The following is an 18,485-nucleotide window of genomic DNA, read 5'->3' as shown; positions in this document are numbered from 1 at the left end:
TCCAATATTTAATTCGGAAAATCCTTGTTTAATTTCTTTTGGTAATTGCGCAAAGTAGTCTTTATTCGTTATCATAGTGGTGACACCTTTCTTTTGGATTTGGTTTCGTCACCAATATTTTACCAAAAGAATAGGTGTCTTTCTTTATGTTTTAAAAAATGTCAAATGATAATTTTGTACTTCCCAAAACCATTTACATCAAGCATTTAAACAAGATTTTGGACTGCGAAAGCTGAGTAATATAGATTAATATATTTTTTTTCCTCGTTCCCGAAATTCTCGTGCTTTTTGGTGCATTCCTTCTTTAATCGCAGTCTCTAGGTCAACTCCTTTTTCTTCTGTGTAGTTCCGAATGTCATGAGTGATTTTCATACTGCAAAACTTAGGACCACACATTGAACAAAAATGAGCTGTTTTCGCGCCTTCCGCAGGTAATGTTTCATCGTGAAATGCTAATGCACGTTCAGGATCTAAAGATAAGTTAAATTGGTCCTGCCAACGAAATTCAAACCGTGCTTTAGACAACGCATCATCTCTTTTTTGTGCCTCCGGGTGACCTTTTGCTAAATCCGCTGCATGGGCTGCGATTTTGTATGTGATCACTCCTTCTCTTACGTCCTCTCGATTGGGAAGACCGAGATGCTCTTTCGGGGTGACGTAACAGAGCATCGCTGTTCCGTGCCATCCAATATTGGCTGCACCAATTGCCGAGGTAATATGGTCATAACCGGGAGCGATATCGGTTGTTAACGGCCCAAGTGTGTAGAAAGGAGCTTCACTACAATATTCATGTGCTTTTTCGACGTTCTCTTTTACGAGATGAAGGGGGATGTGACCCGGTCCTTCAATCATTACTTGTACGTCTTTCTCCCATGCAATTTTTGTCAATTCACCTAATGTTTCGAGTTCTGCGAATTGTGCTTGGTCATTTGCATCCGCGATGGAACCTGGGCGCAATCCGTCACCGAGAGAAATGCTTATGTCATATGTTTTCAAGATATCGCAAATATCGTCGAAATGGGTGTAAAGAAAATTTTCTTCATGGTGGGCTAAACACCAAGAGGCCATAATAGAACCCCCCCTCGAAACAATCCCGGTGACACGCTCTGTCGTTAAAGGGATGTAGCGAAGAAGGACACCAGCATGGATTGTGAAGTAACTAACCCCTTGTTCTGCTTGTTCAATCAATGTGTCTTTAAAAATGTCCCATGTTAGTTTTTCTGGTTTTCCATTCACTTTTTCCAGTGCTTGATAGATAGGAACGGTACCTACTGGAACAGGAGAGTTGCGAATAATCCATTCTCTTGTTTCATGAATATGATTGCCGGTAGACAAATCCATGATTGTATCTGCTCCCCAACGCGTTGCCCACGTCATTTTCTCCACTTCTTCTTCAATGGAAGAACGAACTGCTGAGTTTCCTATATTTGCATTTACTTTCACGTGAAAATTTTTTCCAATAATCATCGGTTCACTTTCAGGATGATTGACATTATTTGGAATAATGGCTCTTCCTTTAGCGATTTCTTCACGTACAAACTCTGGCGAAACATGTTCTCGAATGGCGACAAATTCCATTTCAGGAGTGATGATTCCGTTACGTGCGTAATGCATTTGGGTGATATTTTTCCCTTTTTTTGCACGACGAATCATTCGGTTGTTTGTCACTTTCACAATTTCTGTATCATTTCTTTCTTCTATCCATTTTTCTCTATGCTTTGGTAATCCATTAGTCAAGTCAATGTTGTAATTAGGATCAGTATATGGACCACTTGTATCATAGACCCGAATGGGTGGATTCGGGATTTCTTTGTCTCCTTGAATCGTAGGGGATTGAGTGATTTCGCGCATTGGTACTTGAATGTCTTTGCGAGAACCTTGAATATATACTTTTTTACTGTTTGGAAAAGTAGTGTGAAGTGTAATGTCTCGTTGTTCGATTTGTGATTTACTCATAAAAAATCCTCCCTTGACAAGATTTAGTTTAGAAGGACATGTCTGTAATCAGTGCAAAAGGGAAGAAAAGTATGGTGGAAAAATAAAAAGCAGAGTCTTGTGTAGGGACCCCGCTTCTAAAAATGCATCATCATTCTTCTTTTCGTATGTTATATTACTTCCCTACGCTGGCATGATCCAGATCAGGTCCCGAGGGTTGAGAAACAATTGCGCGTTTCTCTCTCAGCCTATGCTCATAGGCACCCCTAGTAATAGTATGAACTTGTATAAATGAATTGTAACATATCTAGGGAAAAGTTTGTATAATTTTTATACAAGTTATTCTGTATTTAGCTGCTTTTATTCCGAAATCCAACCGAAAGTTACTCCCGGGTATGTTCATTGGATACGTAGACGAGGACTACGTGAAAGAACGGTATAGCATTTGGTATCAAGAATGTAAAAAAGAAACAAAACAGGGATAGTTGTGAATAGATAGCTATCCCTTCTCTTTCAAAGCGATTATATTCCCTTTTTATGAAGAATAGATAAAGAATTTTCAATGGAAGGGTTGTATTTTAAACGTAAATATGTTATATTCATAAACGTGGAAAAAATGATGACACATCGCGGGGTGGAGCAGTCTGGTAGCTCGTCGGGCTCATAACCCGGAGGTCAGAGGTTCAAATCCTCTCCCCGCAACCAAAATTAATTGGATACCTGAGATATGTAAAGCCTTCTTGATTGAGGCTTTTTTTTATTGGATACGTTAAAATAGATAGAAAAGAATCGAAATATTAGGGAATGAATGCGATGCCACAAGATGAATTTGATTGGATCCAAAAACACATACCTGCTTCTCAATTTCATGCAGAACTCGTTCAAGGAATTGGAGACGATGCAGCGGTATATGCTCCTCCCTCTTCATACGACCAACTGTATTGTGTGGACACACTTGTGGAGCACGTTCATTTTAAAAGAGAAACAATGTCTCCTTCTCAAATTGGATACAAGGCACTTGTTGTCAATATTAGTGATATTGCAGCGATGGGCGGCATTCCTTTGTTTTATCTCGTTTCCATTGCCATTCCAAGCCATTGGAATGATAAGGAATTGGATCTTATTTATCAAGGGATGAAAGAGGCTGGAGAAGAGTGGCATTTGGATATGATTGGTGGAGATACTGTGTCTTCGCCCAATGATCTTGTTATTTCGGTCACTGTCGGAGGTAAAGTAGAAAAAGAACGAGCATTACTTCGTACGTATGCACGTCCAGGAGATTATGTCTTCTTAACAGGTCCTACTGGGCTTTCTGCTGCAGGCTTGCATGTACTTCTTTCTCGGGGAAGGCATACAGTTGATGACAAAGAACGGATCATTGTGGACGCGCATCAAAAACCGAAGCCCCATGTGAACGCTGGTCGCATTGCGTTGCAACTCCATGATAGAATAGCGTTAAACGATGTCAGTGATGGTCTTGCGAGCGAGTTGTGGGAAATTGCGGAAGCGAGCAATGTCTCCATTCATATTCATAAAGATAAAGTTCCCGTCGCAAAAGAATTAAATATGTTTCCTGAAGAAAAACGATGGGAGTGGATCTTTTTTGGTGGAGAAGACTTTGTGCTAGTTGGAACGATTCCTCCTTATGCATGGGAGCGCTACCGAACGCTCATGAAGGAAGCAGGTTTACCGCTTTACCACATTGGTTTAGTGGAAGAAGGAGAGGTGACAGTAAAGGTATCGGAGAAAGAGGAGACAACGATACTTCCTAAAGACGGGTATAATCATTTTAAATAGAAAGAAGGTGTCCCATGGCAACTTTTCATTTTATCGTGACTTCTCCGGAAGAAACCCTTCGTTTTGCGAAAAAAATCGGCGAGAAATTACAAAGTGGAGATATCATTACATTGGACGGGGGACTTGGGGCAGGAAAAACACATTTTACAAAGGGAATTGCGGCGGCGCTACATGTAACAAAAACCGTGAACAGTCCCACATTTACAATTATAAAGGAATATGATGGAAGACTTCCGCTGTATCATATGGATGTGTACCGAATTGAGAGTGAAGAAGCAGATGAGTTAGGATTAGAAGAATATTTTGAAGGTAAAGGTGTTTGCGTCATAGAATGGGCAGAAAAAATAACCGAATTTTTGCCGAAAGAGCGGTTAGAAATTTATATCGAACGTCATCCGACCGAAGAACGTCATTTTTACTTGCACGCCCATGGGACAAGATGGAAGAAGTTATGTGAGGAGTTAGAGGAAGATGAAAATATTAGCAATTGATACGTCTACCCACGTAATGGGGGTAGCGGCGGCGGAAGAAGATGTATTGCTCGGGGAATATGTCACGCATTTTAAAAAAAATCATTCCTTACGTCTGATGCCTGCAATTGAGCAACTTTTGATGGAACTAGCAATCAAGCCTTATCAATTAAATGCGATCGTCGTAGCGAAAGGACCTGGATCATATACTGGAGTAAGAATCGGTGTCACCACTGCCAAATCGATGGCTTGGGCGTTAGGTATTCCCGTTTACGGGATATCCAGTTTGGCCCAGTTAGCAATGAACGGTTCTTTCTTTCAAGGATACATTAGTCCTTTTTTTGATGCTAGAAGGGGACAAGTATATACCGGCTTATATCAATTTGAACAAAATCAAATGAATGCAGTTTACGAGGATCGAATCATCCCATTGGATGAATGGTTAGAAATGTTAAAAGTAAAACATACCCCGGTTTTATTTTTAAGTTCTCAATTATCAACGCATCAAGAAAAGATTCAAAAAGAGCTTGGTGACCTTGCTGTCTTTCCTCCAATGTCCTTGCATATTCCTAAACCGAGTAGTTTATTTACGTTATTGAATGATAAAAAAAGGCATCCATCGGGAAACGTTCATGCACTTGTTCCTTCCTATGCTCAACTTCCTGAAGCGGAGAAAAATTGGTTACGTGTACAAAAAGAAGGGAAGCCACATGAATGATGCGCTTCACATTCGCTTGATGGAATTAGAGGATATTGAAGACGTCTTAAAAGTTGAGCACGATGCTTTTTCAATTCCATGGACGAGAAGCGCATTCGTTCGAGAATTAACAGAAAACCCTTTTGCTCATTACATTGTAGCGGAGTGGGAAGAGGAAATCGTTGGCTATTGCGGAGTATGGGTGATTGCCGATCAAGCAAGTATTACCAATATTGCTGTTCATTCCGAATATCGCGGGCGACAGATTGGAGAAACGCTTCTTAGAAGTGCTCTTGAAATGGCCCTGTTTGCGAAAGCAGAATCCCTTTCTTTAGAAGTACGAATGAGTAATGTGGTTGCTCAGTCGTTGTATAAAAAGCTCGGTTTTCAAGAAGGTGGCATTCGAAAAAAATATTATACGGATAATTTGGAAGATGCGTTAGTAATGTGGGTGAAACTAGATGAGTATAAAAGAAAATATAGAAACAATTTTAGCTATCGAAACGAGTTGTGATGAGACAGCTGCTGCCGTTGTACGAGGGGGAAACACTATTATATCAAATGTGGTTGCTTCTCAAATTGAAAGTCACCGACGATTTGGTGGCGTCGTTCCAGAAGTTGCTTCTAGACAGCACACGGAAAATATTACCATAGTCGTGGATGAAGCGTTGGAAAAAGGTGAAGTAACCTTAGGTCAGATGGACGCAGTTGCTGTTACAAAAGGCCCCGGTCTTGTTGGTGCTTTGCTTGTTGGCGTCAATGCTGCCAAAGCGATTGCCTTTTCTCATGATTTACCGCTTATTGGGGTGCATCACATTGCAGGGCATATTGAAGCAGCTCGTTTTCAACAAGAATGGAAATATCCCGCCCTTGCTTTGGTTGTTTCTGGTGGGCATACGGAGCTTGTATTGTTACGAGAAGAAGGTGTTTATGAAGTAATCGGAGAAACTCGGGATGATGCAGCAGGAGAAGCATATGACAAAGTCGCTCGTGCCCTTGGTCTTCCGTATCCTGGTGGCCCTCAAATTGATCGGCTTGCGCAGAAAGGACAAACAAATATAGATTTTCCAATCGCCTGGTTAGAAGAAGGTTCTTATGATTTTAGTTTTAGTGGTTTAAAATCGGCGGTGATGAATACACTTCACAATGCGAACCAACGGGGAGAAAATTTATTACCAGAAGACGTGGCAGCAAGTTTTCAACGCAGCGTGGTGCAAGTGTTGGTGGAAAAAACAAAGCGAGCGGCGGTAGAGTATAACGTACAACAAGTTGTCGTCGTTGGAGGAGTGGCTGCCAATCAGGGCTTGCGAAAAGCGATGGAAGACCAATTTAAAAATGAAAATATGGACTTAGTGATTCCTCCGCTTTCTTTATGTACGGACAATGCTGCGATGATTGGAGCGGCTGCTCATATTTTATGGAAAAAGAAAGAGTTCGCTACCATGGCGTTGAATGCTTATGCAGACTTGGATCTTGGTTAAGGTCCAAGTTTTTTATTTGGAGTTAAAACTTCTGTCGTTTTTTGTTACTATTTGTCTCTGTGTATGATTTTTTTGTGGAAAATGTGGAAAACTATCGAAAAGCAGATAAGAAAAGAGATACACTTGTTAACAAAAATATTGTGGATAACTTGCTTTATATGTGTATAAGTTTGTTTTTTCTTGATAAAAAGCCAATTATATGTGTGTAAATATGTGGATAATGTGGACAAATTTCTTTCTTGAAAGGGATAACAATGCCAAAGTTCTTATTCATCACGGGCACACTGTTACTTCTTATTTGTTTTTTAGGGAATGAAGGAAAGTCGCAAACAACTCCTATAGCAAAAGACTCTCATGGTGTGATGGTGCTTGTTCCCCGCCTCACAATGGAACAATTTTATCAACTAATGGAGAAAGACGAAGGGGCACTTTGGGAAGGTGCACATGTGATTGCGCTAAATCGTGGAACAGCTGCGCAAACAACATTAATCAATGAAGTGTTGACGATTACAAGTGGTCGCAAGGCGAAATCGGAAGAAGATTCGTTACACTGGTATAAAAGTGGACATGCTCACATGGAACATAAATTTACGCTTCCTTCATTTTATGAAGTAAAAAAAGAAAATGAGCATTCTACTCACCGGGCAGTGTTAGGGAGTCTAGGAGAGAGCTTACAACAAGCTAGCGTGCACACAAGTTTCACCGGACATAGTCATGTTTTTGAAAAACAAAATGTATTTGCTCCCTTTTTCACAATGAATGGTTCTGGAGAAACATATGGTAATCCTTTCGTTTCTGTGGATAAAAGAGAGGAAGCTCCTGGTGGATACGAAATGAATGGAGAAAAAGCGTTCCAATGGTTACGACAAGTACAAGCCACTTATCCAGCTACGTGGCTCGTTGTTGAATGGGGAGATTTTTACCGAGCGTATGAAGAAAAGGTGACTAGTTCTGTTGAAGAAGAGATGGTGGCAAAATTAGCATCATTTCTACGTCAACTACAAAAAGAAAATATATCTTTATTTTTACTGGGGGTTGGTTCTCCTTCCGGTCAGGAGAAAATGATTCCGTTTGCCAATTGGACAGTGGATCGTTCTTTGCCCCCGGCAAGTTTTTATTCTCACACGGTGCAACAGCCTTTTTTAGGAAGCAACATAGAAATTGCTCCAACGATTTCAAGCACGTATCATCTCTCTCCCCATCCATCGTGGCAAGGAGCTCCATTACAACGTGGGGAGATGGATCCTAGAGAAGAAACGATGGAACGAGCATTAGATGGAATGTCTCACATTTTCCACAGTCGGGCGGTCATTTTATCTACTTATATTGGGATGCTCGTCATTCTCCTTGTAGGAAGCTTTGTTCATCTTCAATACACAAAACGAAAAAAATCGTCCCGCTGGTTAAAACATGCGGTGTTGGCAGGGATGGCTTCTCCGGTTGTCTTCGTCATTGTGCCGCTCTTTTTTGGGAGAGAACTTACTTCCATTCCTTTGTATGTGATGAATGTTTTTGTATTCTCCTTGATGATTGGGATGATTTTCAACTATTTTGCTCGTGATTTGGCTGTATGGGGAATGTCTTTTTTTCTTTTGCTCATTTTAAGCATCGACATTGTCCTCGGTTCTCCACTTATGAAACAGTCTTACTTAGGATTTGATCCTTTAATTGGAGCGCGTTATAGCGGAATTGGTAATGAGTTAGGAGGATTTTTTGTTGCAGGATCGATTATTTTTTTGGAACCTTTTGTACGTGAGAAACAAATCTCACCAATGGGGATAGGGTTTAAGATTGCATTTCTCATACTTCTTGGTGCTCCGATATTTGGAACAAATGCAGGAGTCACGGTTGCTGCAGGCTGTATGTATCTCGTGTGGGTTTGGCTTATTTATAAACAAGATTCGTCCAATAGCTATCTATTATTCATGCTACTGCCATTAGGAGGACTCGTCATCATTGGGCTGCTTTGGTTTATGCAACAATTCGGAATAACGACTCATATTGGACGTTTTTTTCAACTCATTTTAGAAGGAAATTGGCAAGAAGTAATCTCTATTTTACAAAGAAAAATGGAAATGAATGTAAAAATTATGAAGCATTCTCGTTGGACCAATTTATTGTTAACAAGTTACGTGCTAATTGTCCTCTACATTTTAATTGACAATCACCATCAATTATCAAAAGTAAAACAAACGATTGTAAAAGCCGGATCAGCAGGCTCTGTTTTTTTACTCCTATTGAATGATTCGGGAGTAGTAGCTGCTGCCACTGCAATGTTTTATTTGCTCTGTGCACGATATGTGTGGACACTCCAAGCGAAACTGGAGGAAAAATGAAGTGAAAAAAGCGGCTTCATAAAAAAGCCGCTTTTCTAATACGAGATGGGGATGTTTTTTCTTTCTAGAAATGAGGACAAATCTCGTTTGCGGCTTAGAGGTTTTAGCCTAATTGATTTTTCAGACGTTCAATCTCCATATCGTGGACGCTGGAGCGGTTACGGAGGTAATCAATATCGAAGGTAATGTGATCCATCTTTTTATCAATGACACGTAACACACTCGATATGTCTTTTTCCTGCGCTGATTCCATGCGATCGAATCGGTGAAAGACTTCTTGAAATTGCTTCTCCGCTTGTTTGAACTGCTCGTCCACTTGTTCAAATCTTTGGTCAATCTGATGGAACCTTTCATTCATTTGCTCAAGCTGAGAATCAATTTGTTTGAATTTGTCATCGATTTGATTGAATCTGTTATCCATTTGTTGGAATTTGTCATCGATTTGATTGAACCTGTCATCAACTTGTTGGAATTGGTTATCGATTTGATTGAACCTGTCATCAACTTGTTGGAATTGGTTATCGATTTGATTGAACCTGTCATCAACTTGTTGGAATTGGTTATCGATTTGATTGAACCTGTCATCAACTTGTTGGAATTTGTTATCGATTTGATTGAACCTGTCATCAACTTGTTGGAATTTGTTATCGATTTGATTGAACCTGTCATCAATTTGTTGGAATTTGTCATCGATTTGATTGAATCTGTTATCCATTTGTTGGAATTTGTTATCGATTTGATTGAATCTGTCATCAATTTGATCGAACTTCTTATCCATGTTTTCGAATTTTTGATTCATTTGATGAAATTGGTTCGTTAAAAACTGTATTAATTCATTCTCTGCCATGTATTCAGTTCCCTCCTTTCTTTTTCATACGTGCTTCTTCATTATACGAAAATCCCCTTTGGCTGTCATTAGATTTTAGACATTTTTAGTAATAAAGATGGAGGAATATAGAATGAGTGGGTGGGTGAAAACACTATGCTTCTTCTAGTTGAAGTTCTTCCCATTTTTTCATTTTTTGCTCTAAAGTATCATGAAGTTTGCTTAATGTTTCTTCGTAAGTTTTCGCCTTTTCATAGTCCTCATATACTTCCGGTAAGAACATTTCTTGCTCCAATGTTTCTATTTCCTTTTCCAGTGTTTCAATCTCTCCTTCAATCTTTTCAATCTCTCTTTGTCTTTTTCTAGCTTCTCTTTTTAAAGCTTTTTCCTCTAAATACGCATGCTTATCGGAAGAGATCGTTTCATCATGAGAGGACGATGGTTGAGTGGTTGTGGCAAGCTTTTCTCTTTCCATCTCTTCTTCTTTCTTCTGGAGATAGTAATCGTAGTCTCCTAGATATATCTTTAAACCATCTCTTGATAATTCGACAATTTTCGTAGCGATGCGATTTAAAAAATATCGGTCATGAGAGACGAACAACAATGTTCCTGGATAATCAAGGAGCGCTGCTTCTAACACTTCTTTACTATCAAGATCAAGATGGTTTGTCGGTTCATCAAAAATAAGGAAGTTTGCTTTTTTCATCATCAGTTTTGCAAGAGCAAGCCGTGCCTTTTCTCCGCCGCTTAAGTCGGATACTTGTTTTAAAACGTCTTCTCCACTAAATAAAAAGTTACCGAGTGTCGTACGGATTTCTTTTTCCGGAGTAAGGGGATATTCATCCCATAATTCGTGAAGGACGTCTTTGTTAGAGTGTAGTTCTCTCTGTTCTTGGTCGTAGTATCCAATCGTCACTTTACTACCTCTTTTAATTTCTCCGTGAGAAGGGGAAAGGATTCCCGCGAAGACTTTTAATAAAGTAGATTTCCCAATCCCATTCGGTCCAATCAGGGCGATTCTTTCTTGTTTTTTAATTTGTAAATCAATGTTTTCAAGCACAGGAATATTCTCGTAACCTACTGACACATTTTTAGCGGTAAGTACGTCTTGGCCGCTTTCTCTTTCAATAACAAAGGAAAATTTTGTCGACTTTTCATCGATGATGGGTTGTTCCATACGCGTCATTTTTTCTAACTGTTTTCGTCTACTCTGTGCTCGTTTTGATGTCGAAGCTCGAGCAATATTCCGGGAAATAAAGTCCTCTATGGAAGCAATTTCTTTTTGTTGTTTCAAAAAAGCTTTTTGCTGCTGCTCGTAACGTTGGGCTTTTTCTACTAAATAGTCGCTATAATTCCCGTAATAGACGGTCGCTTTCGTTCTGGAGATTTCATATACTTTCGTTACGATTTTATCGAGGAAGTAGCGGTCATGAGATACGAGTAAAAGAGCGCCGTCATAGTTTATTAAATAATTTTCCAACCAATTTAATGTAGGGATGTCTAAGTGGTTGGTTGGTTCATCGAGTATGAGTAAATCAGGTTGAGTCAATAGCATTTTCCCAAGCGATAGACGAGTTTTTTGTCCGCCACTTAATGTCGAAACAGGTGTGTCGTAATCAAACTCATCGAATTGTAATCCAGATAAAACAATGCGAATATTCGTTTCGTATTGGTAGCCGCCCTTTGCTTGATAGGATGCTTGCAGTTGATCATACTCCGAGAGCACTTTTTGATACGTTGCTGGATCGTTTCTAACGGCAAATGAGGCCATTTTTTCCTCCAATGCTTGAAGTTCCGCTTCCATTTGAATGACTTCATCAAACACAGTGAGCATCTCTTCCCAAATGGAGCGTTCAGAGTATAATCCAGCGTGTTGATCGAGATAACCTAGTTTGATTTCTTTCGGAGTAATCACTTCTCCCGAATCCGCAGACAACTCACCCGCAATGATTTTTAACAAGGTGGATTTTCCTGCGCCATTCCGACCAACAAGAGCAACCCGCTCTTTTTCTTTTATTTCTAATTTTACATCTTGTAAAATAGTGTCTACACCAAAGGATTTTGTAATATTGACGCATTGTAAAATAAACATGTTTCATCATCCTTTTACCTATTCAAAACTATCCGGTTCTTTCTCTAGTGTATCTTATTTTTAAAAAAGGGGCGATGTAGCAAGTAAATTTCATCAAAGGGATTTCTATGCTTTTTCCGTTGTATGCTTATAATTGAAAGAAAGTTCATTTTTTGGTGATTGTGGCGAATTCGTGAAATTGCGGGTTGGAATATAACTACCTATTACAAAACAAGGGATTATGTTGTACAATGGAAAGGAAGTATAGGGAAGGTCCAACGCTCTTCATTATAACAACTTAATTTACATTCCCTTTCATTTTATCATGTAGTAGTGTTGGAGGCTCTAGATGAACATAGATCAACAAAAAATACCTCAGGCGACAGCAAAACGTTTACCATTGTATTTTCGCTTTTTGGAACATTTACATGCTTCTGGAAAACAGCGGGTTTCTTCCACGGAATTAAGCGAGGCAGTCAAAGTAGATTCGGCAACCATTCGACGGGATTTTTCTTATTTCGGGGCACTTGGGAAAAAAGGATATGGGTATAATGTTCACTATTTGTTATCTTTTTTCCATAAAGCATTGCATCAAGAAGAGGTGACGAAAGTTTGGCTTGTCGGTGTCGGAAATTTAGGTACCGCTTTACTGAAATATAACTTTTCTAAAAGTGAATCGACCCAAATTGTTGCCGCATTTGATGTGAACGAAAAGATTATTGGAAAAGAAATAAGTGGAGTAGAAGTGTATCATATCGAAAAAATGGCGAAAATGAAAAAAGAAAAACAAGCCTCGGTTGCTATTTTAACTGTTCCGCTCGTTGCTGCGCAAGAAACCGCTGAGAAGTTAGTTGCAGCAGGAGTGAAAGGAATTCTTAACTTTACGCCGATGCGATTGACAGTACCGGAAACGGTGCGAGTGCATCATATAGATTTAACGGTGGAATTACAAACCTTAATCTACTTCTTAAAAAATTATCCTTTAGATGGCAAAAATAATGGAGGTGTTTCATCATGAACTTAGGGGCAGGAAGCATTATTTTAATCGTATTAGTAGCATTGTTAATTTTCGGGCCGAAAAAGTTACCGGAATTAGGACGAGCAGCAGGAAACACGTTAAGAGAGTTTAAATCCGCCACAAGAGGTCTGGCTGATGACGATGACGAGACGAAGAAATCAGAGAAAACAGGTGCTGAGAAGTAAAGAACAGGACGGATAGCTTTATGGCTCAAAATGGCAAAGACATGACGTTTTATGATCATCTTGAGGAGTTAAGAAAAAGAATATTCATTGTCGGCGCTTTTTTTCTCGTCGCGATGGTGATTGGTCTTTTTCTTTCTCCTCCACTAATCACTTACTTACAAAATATACCGGAAGCCCGAGACTTTCCGATGAACGTTTTTAGGCTTACCGATTCTTTTAAGTTATACATGAACTTTTCTTTTTTTATTGGCGTTGTCCTTGTGTTTCCGATATTTCTCTATCAATTGTGGGCATTTGTCTCTCCGGGCTTAGTAGAAAAAGAAAGAAAAGCGACGTTATCTTATATTCCGATAGCAACGATTTTATTTTTTTTAGGACTGGCCTTTGCTTACTTTATTTTATTTCCGAATGTCATTCATTTTTTAAGTGAATTGTCTGAACGACTGAATGTCACCGAACAATACGGAGTAAATGAATACTTTTCCTTTTTACTTCGTATCACGATTCCGTTTGGATTTTTGTTTCAATTGCCTGTTGTCGTTATGTTTTTAACGAGACTGGGGCTTGTTACTCCGATGTTTTTGAGCAGCATTCGGAAGTATTCGTATTTTGGCTTGTTAGTGATTGCCGGATTTATTACACCTCCGGACTTGGTTTCTCATCTCATGGTGACCGTTCCTCTTTTCTTGTTGTATGAAATAAGTATATGGATTTCGAAAATATCTTACAAAAAAGTATTAAAGGTAGAACGAGAGATGCAAGAAAGATGGGGGAAGGAAGATCACGAACGCATGTCGAATAAACAATAAAGAGTAGAAAAGGAATGATGACGAACCTTTTCTACTCTTTTACTTTTTAGAAAGAGAGCGTTACTAATCACTTTGGTTGCATGCGGTAAAAGCGTACCCCTACCATTAAATCGATTGCTGCTATCCCAGCAAAAAGAAAGGTCCAAATGTCCCACCCGTTGACGTTTACATTTTGAATTGCTAAAAAAATAAACAACAAAGCTAAACCGAAATAAATAAAAGCAATCGTTTTGGATGACATTTTCATAGCAATAATCCTCCTAGAATGAATTGCAACTGTTCTAGTTCTTTTTGAATATCTTCTAAATAATCAACAAGTAGTACTTGGACAAGAACAGCATATCCATTCATCGCCACATGAGCGATAATTGGGACAATGATCCGCCCTGTTTTTACATACAACAACGAAAACACAAACCCAACTGCCGTATAAATGAGAATATGTGTAAAATCAAAATGAACGACGGCAAAGATGACAGCGCTGAGCAGTGCAGAAAGAAAAAAGTTAAATTTTTTATAAAGTGCGCCAAAGATAATCTTTCGAAACACAATTTCTTCCAGTACCGGTCCTACCATTGCCACGATGATCGCAAAAATAGGGAGAACTTCAATCATACGAATAATTTCTTGGGTGTTTTCTGACCCAGGTTCAATTCCTAAAAGTTCTGTTTCAATGAAAATGGCAAAGAATTGAGCGACAAATGCGAGAAAAACACCGATTATTGCCCATTTCATCGCGTGAGAAACAGTTGTTTTTCGTAAGCGGGGATGAAGGCGACGTTCTGTTCGTTCCGGAATCAGGAGAAACAAGATAATTAGTAATGCAACGACAAAGCTTCCCATGCTCCAATAAATAAAGCTTTCATAGAGATTGACTCCTTGACCCACAAGGATAGGGATGCCTACAAGACTTGATAAATGCATGAAAATATATACGATCAAAATTGCCCAATAACGTTTGTTCACTATCGTCCACTCCTATCAAATCCATATGACCGTATTGTAACATAACACTATTTTCACTGTTAGGAAGGAATAATACAAAAAGTGACAAGTCCAATTTTTCTTCAAAAGAACAGAAAGTGACACATTTTTTTCTATTGATTCAAGTTCATTTTCTATTCCTATAAAAAATTATGATGTTAAGGCTTGCAAAATGAAAAAGAAATGATTATTATAATAATTGGCGTTAGCACTCAGCAGTTATGAGTGCTAATAATCATGAAACATATCGGTACAATATAGCTACCGAAAATATTAAAGGAGGGTGTTTATCTTGTTAAAGCCTCTTGGAGATCGACTTGTCATTGAGCAAGTGGAATCAGAAGAAAAAACAAAAAGCGGAATCGTGCTTCCGGACAGCGCACAAGAAAAGCCACAAGAAGGGAAAGTAGTGGCAGTTGGTGATGGTCGTGTCACTGACAACGGTGAGCGCATTGCTCCAGAAGTAAAAGAAGGAGATTCTGTCATTTTTTCAAAATATGCAGGAACAGAAATAAAGTACGAAGGAAAAGATTATTTAATTCTTCGTGAAAGCGACGTGCTTGCAATCATTGGTTAAGAAGTAATGAAAAATAAGGGGACACCCCTACATAAAAATTAATTAGGAGGTCGAAATTACAATGGCAAAAGAAATTAAATTTAGTGAAGATGCCCGTAATGCCATGTTGCGTGGGGTAGATGCACTAGCAAATGCAGTAAAAGTTACACTTGGACCAAAAGGACGCAACGTCGTTCTTGAAAAGAAATTCGGTTCTCCATTGATTACTAATGATGGTGTCACCATCGCTAAGGAAATTGAATTAAATGATAACTTTGAAAATATGGGTGCTCAACTTGTTGCAGAAGTGGCAAGCAAAACAAACGATATTGCCGGGGACGGAACGACAACAGCGACAGTCCTTGCCCAAGCGATGATTCGGGAAGGGTTGAAAAACGTAACTTCCGGTGCGAACCCAATGATTATCCGAAAAGGAATGGAAAAAGCAACAAAAGTCGCTGTGGAAGAATTGAAGAAAATTTCTAATCCAATCGAAAGCAGTGAATCGATTGCACAAGTTGCTGCGGTTTCCTCTGGTAGCGAAGAAATTGGAAAAATTATTTCTGAAGCAATGGACCGCGTCGGAAATGATGGGGTCATTACGGTAGAAGAATCTCGTGGTCTTGAAACAGAGCTTGATGTCGTAGAAGGAATGCAGTTTGATCGTGGATACGCATCTCCTTACATGGCAACAGATACAGAAAAAATGGTTGCGGAACTTGAAGATCCTTATATTCTTATTACGGACAAAAAGATCTCTAACATTCAAGAAGTACTTCCGCTCCTTGAACAAGTGGTTCAACAAAATAAACCAATTCTTATTATCGCTGAGGATGTGGAAGGAGAAGCCCTTGCGACTCTCGTTGTAAACAAAATTCGCGGTACATTTAACGCGGTAGCAGTGAAAGCTCCTGGCTTTGGTGACCGTCGTAAAGCAATGCTTGAAGACATCGCTATCCTTACGGGAGGTCAAGTGATCACGGAAGACCTTGGTCTCGACTTGAAGTCTGCTTCGATCGAACAATTAGGACGAGCAAGCAAAGTAGTTGTTAATAAAGATGATACAACCATTGTGGAAGGTGCAGGAAATCCAGAAGATATTTCTGCGCGTGTTAGCCAAATCAGATCTCAAATTGAAGAAACAACTTCCGACTTTGATCGTGAGAAATTACAAGAACGCCTTGCAAAACTTGCTGGCGGGGTAGCAGTTGTAAAAGTAGGAGCTGCTTCTGAAACAGAAATGAAAGAGCGTAAACTACGTATCGAAGACGCATTGAACTCTACTCGTGCAGCAGTAGAAGAAGGAATTGTATCCGGTGGTGGTACTGCTCTTATGAATGTATACAAAGCAGTACAAGCAATTGATGCGGAAGGAGACGAAGCAACAGGAATCAACATCGTTCTCCGTGCGCTTGAAGAACCACTCCGTCAAATTGCACATAACGCTGGACTGGAAGGATCCGTTGTCGTTGAGCGTATGAAAGGGGAAGAACTAGGAATTGGCTTTAATGCCCTCACCGGTGAATGGGTAAACATGATTGAAGAAGGAATCGTTGACCCTACAAAAGTTACTCGTTCTGCATTACAACACGCGTCTTCTGTGTCTGCGATGTTCCTCACAACCGAAGCAGTGATCGCTGATGAACCAGAAGAAGAAGGCTCCGGTGGTGCAAATGGAGGAATGCCGGACATGGGCGGCGGTGGAATGCCAGGAATGATGTAATCCTCCTACAAGTTGTAATATTTCCGAGATCTTTCGTAAGTGTATCTGCACTTACGAAAGATCTTTTTTTAGTTTCATTGAATTAAGTATTTATAACGAAAGTTTAAAAAACATACATTTAAATATGCGTTAATAACGATATTAATAGGTGAACTCATAAAAATGTTGCTAATTATATAATGTTTTATAGACGAAAGATAAAAAAGGGTTGTATTTTTTCTTCGTTCGGTTTACTATATTAAGTAATATGAACGAGGGAGGTGTCGGTTCTTACTGGAGGCGGTTGAAAGCGGTTACTTTTTTTATGTAAAACGAAGATGAAAATGGGGGGGAAAGAATGAGAAAGTTTGTAATTGGGGTGTTTTCTTTTGCAACAATTCTGATTATTCTGTCCGGTTGTACAAATAGCGCCATGCAAGATACGGAGGGAACGACAGCAAATGGTGAAGAAGTGACAGAGGGGTCTTCAGGGGAAGTGAATAGTGAATCCTCGGAAGATTCCATTAAAATAGGAGCTCTTCATCCGTTTTCAGGGGTGTATGCGACATTAGGAAATGATCTATCAGATGGAATGAAGTTATACTTAGACAGTGTCGATTGGACTGCGGGGGGAAAAACGATTGAATTGATTGAAGAAGATTCGGAAGCAGATCCACAAAACTCGCTGCGAAGATTGAGAAAATTAATGGATCAAGACAACATTGACATATTAACGGGAGTTGTTAGCACGGCGGTAGCTTATGCGATTCGAGATGAACTAGATGCCAATCAACTTCCTTTCTTAACTTCTCATGCAGGTGGTGACGATTTAACTCGATCAGAAAGAAGCGATTACATTTGGCGCTCTTCTTTTTCTTCCTGGCAAGTCGGAAATGCGATGGGAGAATGGGCTTACGAGAATATTGGGGATAAAATGTTTATCGCTGCCGCGGATTATGCCTTTGGGCGAGAAGTATCCGCTTCTTTTAAAGACGCTTATACCGAAGCGGGGGGAGAAATTATAGGAGAAGTGTATCCACCGCTTGAAAATAACGACTACGCTTCTTACTTAACGACAATTGCCGATGCTGATGCGGATGGTGTTTACGCCTTTTTTGCAGGAAGCGACGCGGTACGTTTTGTCCAACAGTTTCATGAATACGGGCTTCATGAAAATTTTGAACTGCTTGGTTCAGGATGGCTCGTTTCGGAAGACTTAAGGGAATCCATCGGAGAAGCTGCGGAAGGAGTTTATGCTGCTAGCTTCTGGGACTACAACTTAGAAAATGAAGAAAATATTGCATTTAGAGAAGCATATGAAGAAGCTTATGATCGACGTCCAACGATTGAAGCGTTGGAAGGTTACGATGCTACTCGTATTTTAGTGGAGACGATTGAAGAATTAAATGGAGATGTGTCCGATCCAGATAAAGTCATTGAAGTGATGTCGCAAGTAACATTTGATAGTCCACGGGGACCGTTTTCTTTTGACACTGACACGCATCACGTCATTCAAAATATGTACATTCTTGAAACCATCATGGACGGAGAACGCACGGAAAATAGCATGATTGAAACGATTGAAAACGTGCAAGACCCTGGTGAATAACTTACCAAA

Annotated in this window: 17 protein-coding genes, 1 tRNA gene and 1 riboswitch; of the genes, 13 read left to right on the top strand and 5 right to left on the bottom strand. The window is 39.6% G+C overall.

Annotated features, from left to right (window positions below; genetic code table 11):
• Positions 1–246: 246 nt before the first annotated feature.
• Positions 247–1,956 carry a phosphomethylpyrimidine synthase ThiC gene (thiC, locus tag GJS40_RS10700; RefSeq protein ID WP_270897847.1) on the bottom strand — a complete coding sequence of 570 codons (1,710 nt, stop codon included), beginning with the start codon at positions 1,954–1,956 and terminating at the stop codon, positions 247–249.
• 142 nt (positions 1,957–2,098) lie between these two features.
• Positions 2,099–2,213: riboswitch (TPP riboswitch) on the bottom strand.
• 350 nt (positions 2,214–2,563) lie between these two features.
• Here thiC and GJS40_RS10695 point away from each other — a divergent pair.
• The 7 genes from GJS40_RS10695 (at position 2,564) to GJS40_RS10665 (ending at position 8,716) form a co-directional block, all read left to right on the top strand.
• A tRNA-Met gene (locus GJS40_RS10695) sits at positions 2,564–2,640 on the top strand.
• Between the two features lie 108 nt (positions 2,641–2,748).
• A complete protein-coding gene (thiL, locus tag GJS40_RS10690) occupies positions 2,749–3,732 on the top strand; it encodes a thiamine-phosphate kinase (RefSeq protein ID WP_270897846.1) in 984 nt (327 codons plus the stop codon).
• 14 nt (positions 3,733–3,746) lie between these two features.
• Entirely contained in the window at positions 3,747–4,223 is a 477-nt protein-coding gene (gene tsaE / locus GJS40_RS10685; RefSeq protein WP_270897845.1) for a tRNA (adenosine(37)-N6)-threonylcarbamoyltransferase complex ATPase subunit type 1 TsaE, read from the top strand.
• On the top strand, positions 4,204–4,920 hold the full coding sequence (tsaB, locus tag GJS40_RS10680; RefSeq protein ID WP_270897844.1) for a tRNA (adenosine(37)-N6)-threonylcarbamoyltransferase complex dimerization subunit type 1 TsaB: 717 nt from the start codon (positions 4,204–4,206) through the stop codon (positions 4,918–4,920). The genes tsaE and tsaB overlap by 20 nt, the downstream gene beginning before the upstream one ends.
• On the top strand, positions 4,913–5,413 hold the full coding sequence (rimI, locus tag GJS40_RS10675; RefSeq protein ID WP_270897843.1) for a ribosomal protein S18-alanine N-acetyltransferase: 501 nt from the start codon (positions 4,913–4,915) through the stop codon (positions 5,411–5,413). Before tsaB ends, rimI begins: the two co-directional genes overlap by 8 nt.
• The gene (gene tsaD, locus GJS40_RS10670; RefSeq protein ID WP_270897842.1) at positions 5,361–6,380 is read left to right on the top strand and encodes a tRNA (adenosine(37)-N6)-threonylcarbamoyltransferase complex transferase subunit TsaD; all 1,020 of its coding nucleotides are present in this window, start codon (positions 5,361–5,363) and stop codon (positions 6,378–6,380) included. The genes rimI and tsaD overlap by 53 nt, the downstream gene beginning before the upstream one ends.
• 254 nt (positions 6,381–6,634) lie before the next feature.
• Positions 6,635–8,716: a hypothetical protein gene (locus tag GJS40_RS10665; RefSeq protein ID WP_270897841.1), complete on the top strand. Its 2,082-nt coding sequence runs from the start codon at positions 6,635–6,637 to the stop codon at positions 8,714–8,716.
• Positions 8,717–8,819: 103 nt separating this feature from the next.
• Here the strand turns inward: GJS40_RS10665 and GJS40_RS10660 are convergent, their stop codons facing one another.
• Positions 8,820–9,563 (bottom strand): tropomyosin, encoded by a 744-nt coding sequence (locus GJS40_RS10660; protein ID WP_270897840.1) that lies wholly within the window; start codon positions 9,561–9,563, stop codon positions 8,820–8,822.
• A gap of 133 nt (positions 9,564–9,696) precedes the next feature.
• Positions 9,697–11,634: an ABC-F family ATP-binding cassette domain-containing protein gene (locus tag GJS40_RS10655; RefSeq protein WP_270897839.1), complete on the bottom strand. Its 1,938-nt coding sequence runs from the start codon at positions 11,632–11,634 to the stop codon at positions 9,697–9,699.
• Positions 11,635–11,962: 328 nt separating this feature from the next.
• On the opposite strand from GJS40_RS10655, the gene GJS40_RS10650 reads away from it, so the two are divergent.
• Genes GJS40_RS10650 through tatC form a run of 3 tightly spaced genes read left to right on the top strand, consistent with a single transcriptional unit; the run spans position 11,963 to position 13,625 of the window.
• Positions 11,963–12,631: a redox-sensing transcriptional repressor Rex gene (locus GJS40_RS10650; RefSeq protein ID WP_270897838.1), complete on the top strand. Its 669-nt coding sequence runs from the start codon at positions 11,963–11,965 to the stop codon at positions 12,629–12,631.
• Positions 12,628–12,816, top strand: coding sequence for a twin-arginine translocase TatA/TatE family subunit (locus GJS40_RS10645; protein WP_377902009.1), 189 nt, complete (start codon positions 12,628–12,630; stop codon positions 12,814–12,816). The genes GJS40_RS10650 and GJS40_RS10645 overlap by 4 nt, the downstream gene beginning before the upstream one ends.
• A gap of 20 nt (positions 12,817–12,836) precedes the next feature.
• A complete protein-coding gene (gene tatC, locus GJS40_RS10640; protein ID WP_270897837.1) occupies positions 12,837–13,625 on the top strand; it encodes a twin-arginine translocase subunit TatC in 789 nt (262 codons plus the stop codon).
• Between the two features lie 67 nt (positions 13,626–13,692).
• Here the strand turns inward: tatC and GJS40_RS10635 are convergent, their stop codons facing one another.
• Both GJS40_RS10635 and GJS40_RS10630 read right to left on the bottom strand, forming a co-directional pair.
• Entirely contained in the window at positions 13,693–13,872 is a 180-nt protein-coding gene (locus GJS40_RS10635; RefSeq protein WP_270897836.1) for a YdiK family protein, read from the bottom strand.
• Positions 13,869–14,591 carry a CPBP family intramembrane glutamic endopeptidase gene (locus GJS40_RS10630; RefSeq protein ID WP_270897835.1) on the bottom strand — a complete coding sequence of 241 codons (723 nt, stop codon included), beginning with the start codon at positions 14,589–14,591 and terminating at the stop codon, positions 13,869–13,871. Before GJS40_RS10630 ends, GJS40_RS10635 begins: the two co-directional genes overlap by 4 nt.
• Before the next feature lie 310 nt (positions 14,592–14,901).
• On the opposite strand from GJS40_RS10630, the gene groES reads away from it, so the two are divergent.
• The 3 genes from groES to GJS40_RS10615 all read left to right on the top strand — a co-directional run bounded on the left by groES (position 14,902) and on the right by GJS40_RS10615 (position 18,476).
• Positions 14,902–15,186, top strand: coding sequence for a co-chaperone GroES (gene groES / locus GJS40_RS10625; protein ID WP_270897834.1), 285 nt, complete (start codon positions 14,902–14,904; stop codon positions 15,184–15,186).
• Positions 15,187–15,247: 61 nt separating this feature from the next.
• Complete coding sequence (groL, locus tag GJS40_RS10620) at positions 15,248–16,888, top strand: chaperonin GroEL (RefSeq protein ID WP_270897833.1); 1,641 nt, start codon at positions 15,248–15,250, stop codon at positions 16,886–16,888.
• Between the two features lie 337 nt (positions 16,889–17,225).
• Complete coding sequence (locus GJS40_RS10615; RefSeq protein ID WP_270897832.1) at positions 17,226–18,476, top strand: ABC transporter substrate-binding protein; 1,251 nt, start codon at positions 17,226–17,228, stop codon at positions 18,474–18,476.
• Positions 18,477–18,485 lie beyond the last annotated feature (9 nt).

The sequence above is a fragment of the Aliibacillus thermotolerans genome (genome assembly GCF_027853235.1).
Lineage (GTDB): Bacteria > Bacillota > Bacilli > Bacillales > Marinococcaceae > Aliibacillus > Aliibacillus thermotolerans.
This window is presented reverse-complemented; position numbering and strand designations above follow the sequence as displayed.

Bases quoted from the DNA above. Each gene is read 5' to 3' on its own strand.
- thiC (WP_270897847.1), bottom strand. From the start codon at position 1,956: ATGAGTAAATCACAAATCGAACAACGAGACATTACACTTCACACTACT.
- thiL (WP_270897846.1), top strand. From the start codon at position 2,749: ATGCCACAAGATGAATTTGATTGGATCCAAAAACACATACCTGCTTCT.
- tsaE (WP_270897845.1), top strand. From the start codon at position 3,747: ATGGCAACTTTTCATTTTATCGTGACTTCTCCGGAAGAAACCCTTCGT.
- tsaB (WP_270897844.1), top strand. From the start codon at position 4,204: ATGAAAATATTAGCAATTGATACGTCTACCCACGTAATGGGGGTAGCG.
- rimI (WP_270897843.1), top strand. From the start codon at position 4,913: ATGAATGATGCGCTTCACATTCGCTTGATGGAATTAGAGGATATTGAA.
- tsaD (WP_270897842.1), top strand. From the start codon at position 5,361: ATGAGTATAAAAGAAAATATAGAAACAATTTTAGCTATCGAAACGAGT.
- GJS40_RS10665 (WP_270897841.1), top strand. From the start codon at position 6,635: ATGCCAAAGTTCTTATTCATCACGGGCACACTGTTACTTCTTATTTGT.
- GJS40_RS10660 (WP_270897840.1), bottom strand. From the start codon at position 9,563: ATGGCAGAGAATGAATTAATACAGTTTTTAACGAACCAATTTCATCAA.
- GJS40_RS10655 (WP_270897839.1), bottom strand. From the start codon at position 11,634: ATGTTTATTTTACAATGCGTCAATATTACAAAATCCTTTGGTGTAGAC.
- GJS40_RS10650 (WP_270897838.1), top strand. From the start codon at position 11,963: ATGAACATAGATCAACAAAAAATACCTCAGGCGACAGCAAAACGTTTA.
- GJS40_RS10645 (WP_377902009.1), top strand. From the start codon at position 12,628: ATGAACTTAGGGGCAGGAAGCATTATTTTAATCGTATTAGTAGCATTG.
- tatC (WP_270897837.1), top strand. From the start codon at position 12,837: ATGGCTCAAAATGGCAAAGACATGACGTTTTATGATCATCTTGAGGAG.
- GJS40_RS10635 (WP_270897836.1), bottom strand. From the start codon at position 13,872: ATGAAAATGTCATCCAAAACGATTGCTTTTATTTATTTCGGTTTAGCT.
- groL (WP_270897833.1), top strand. From the start codon at position 15,248: ATGGCAAAAGAAATTAAATTTAGTGAAGATGCCCGTAATGCCATGTTG.
- GJS40_RS10615 (WP_270897832.1), top strand. From the start codon at position 17,226: ATGAGAAAGTTTGTAATTGGGGTGTTTTCTTTTGCAACAATTCTGATT.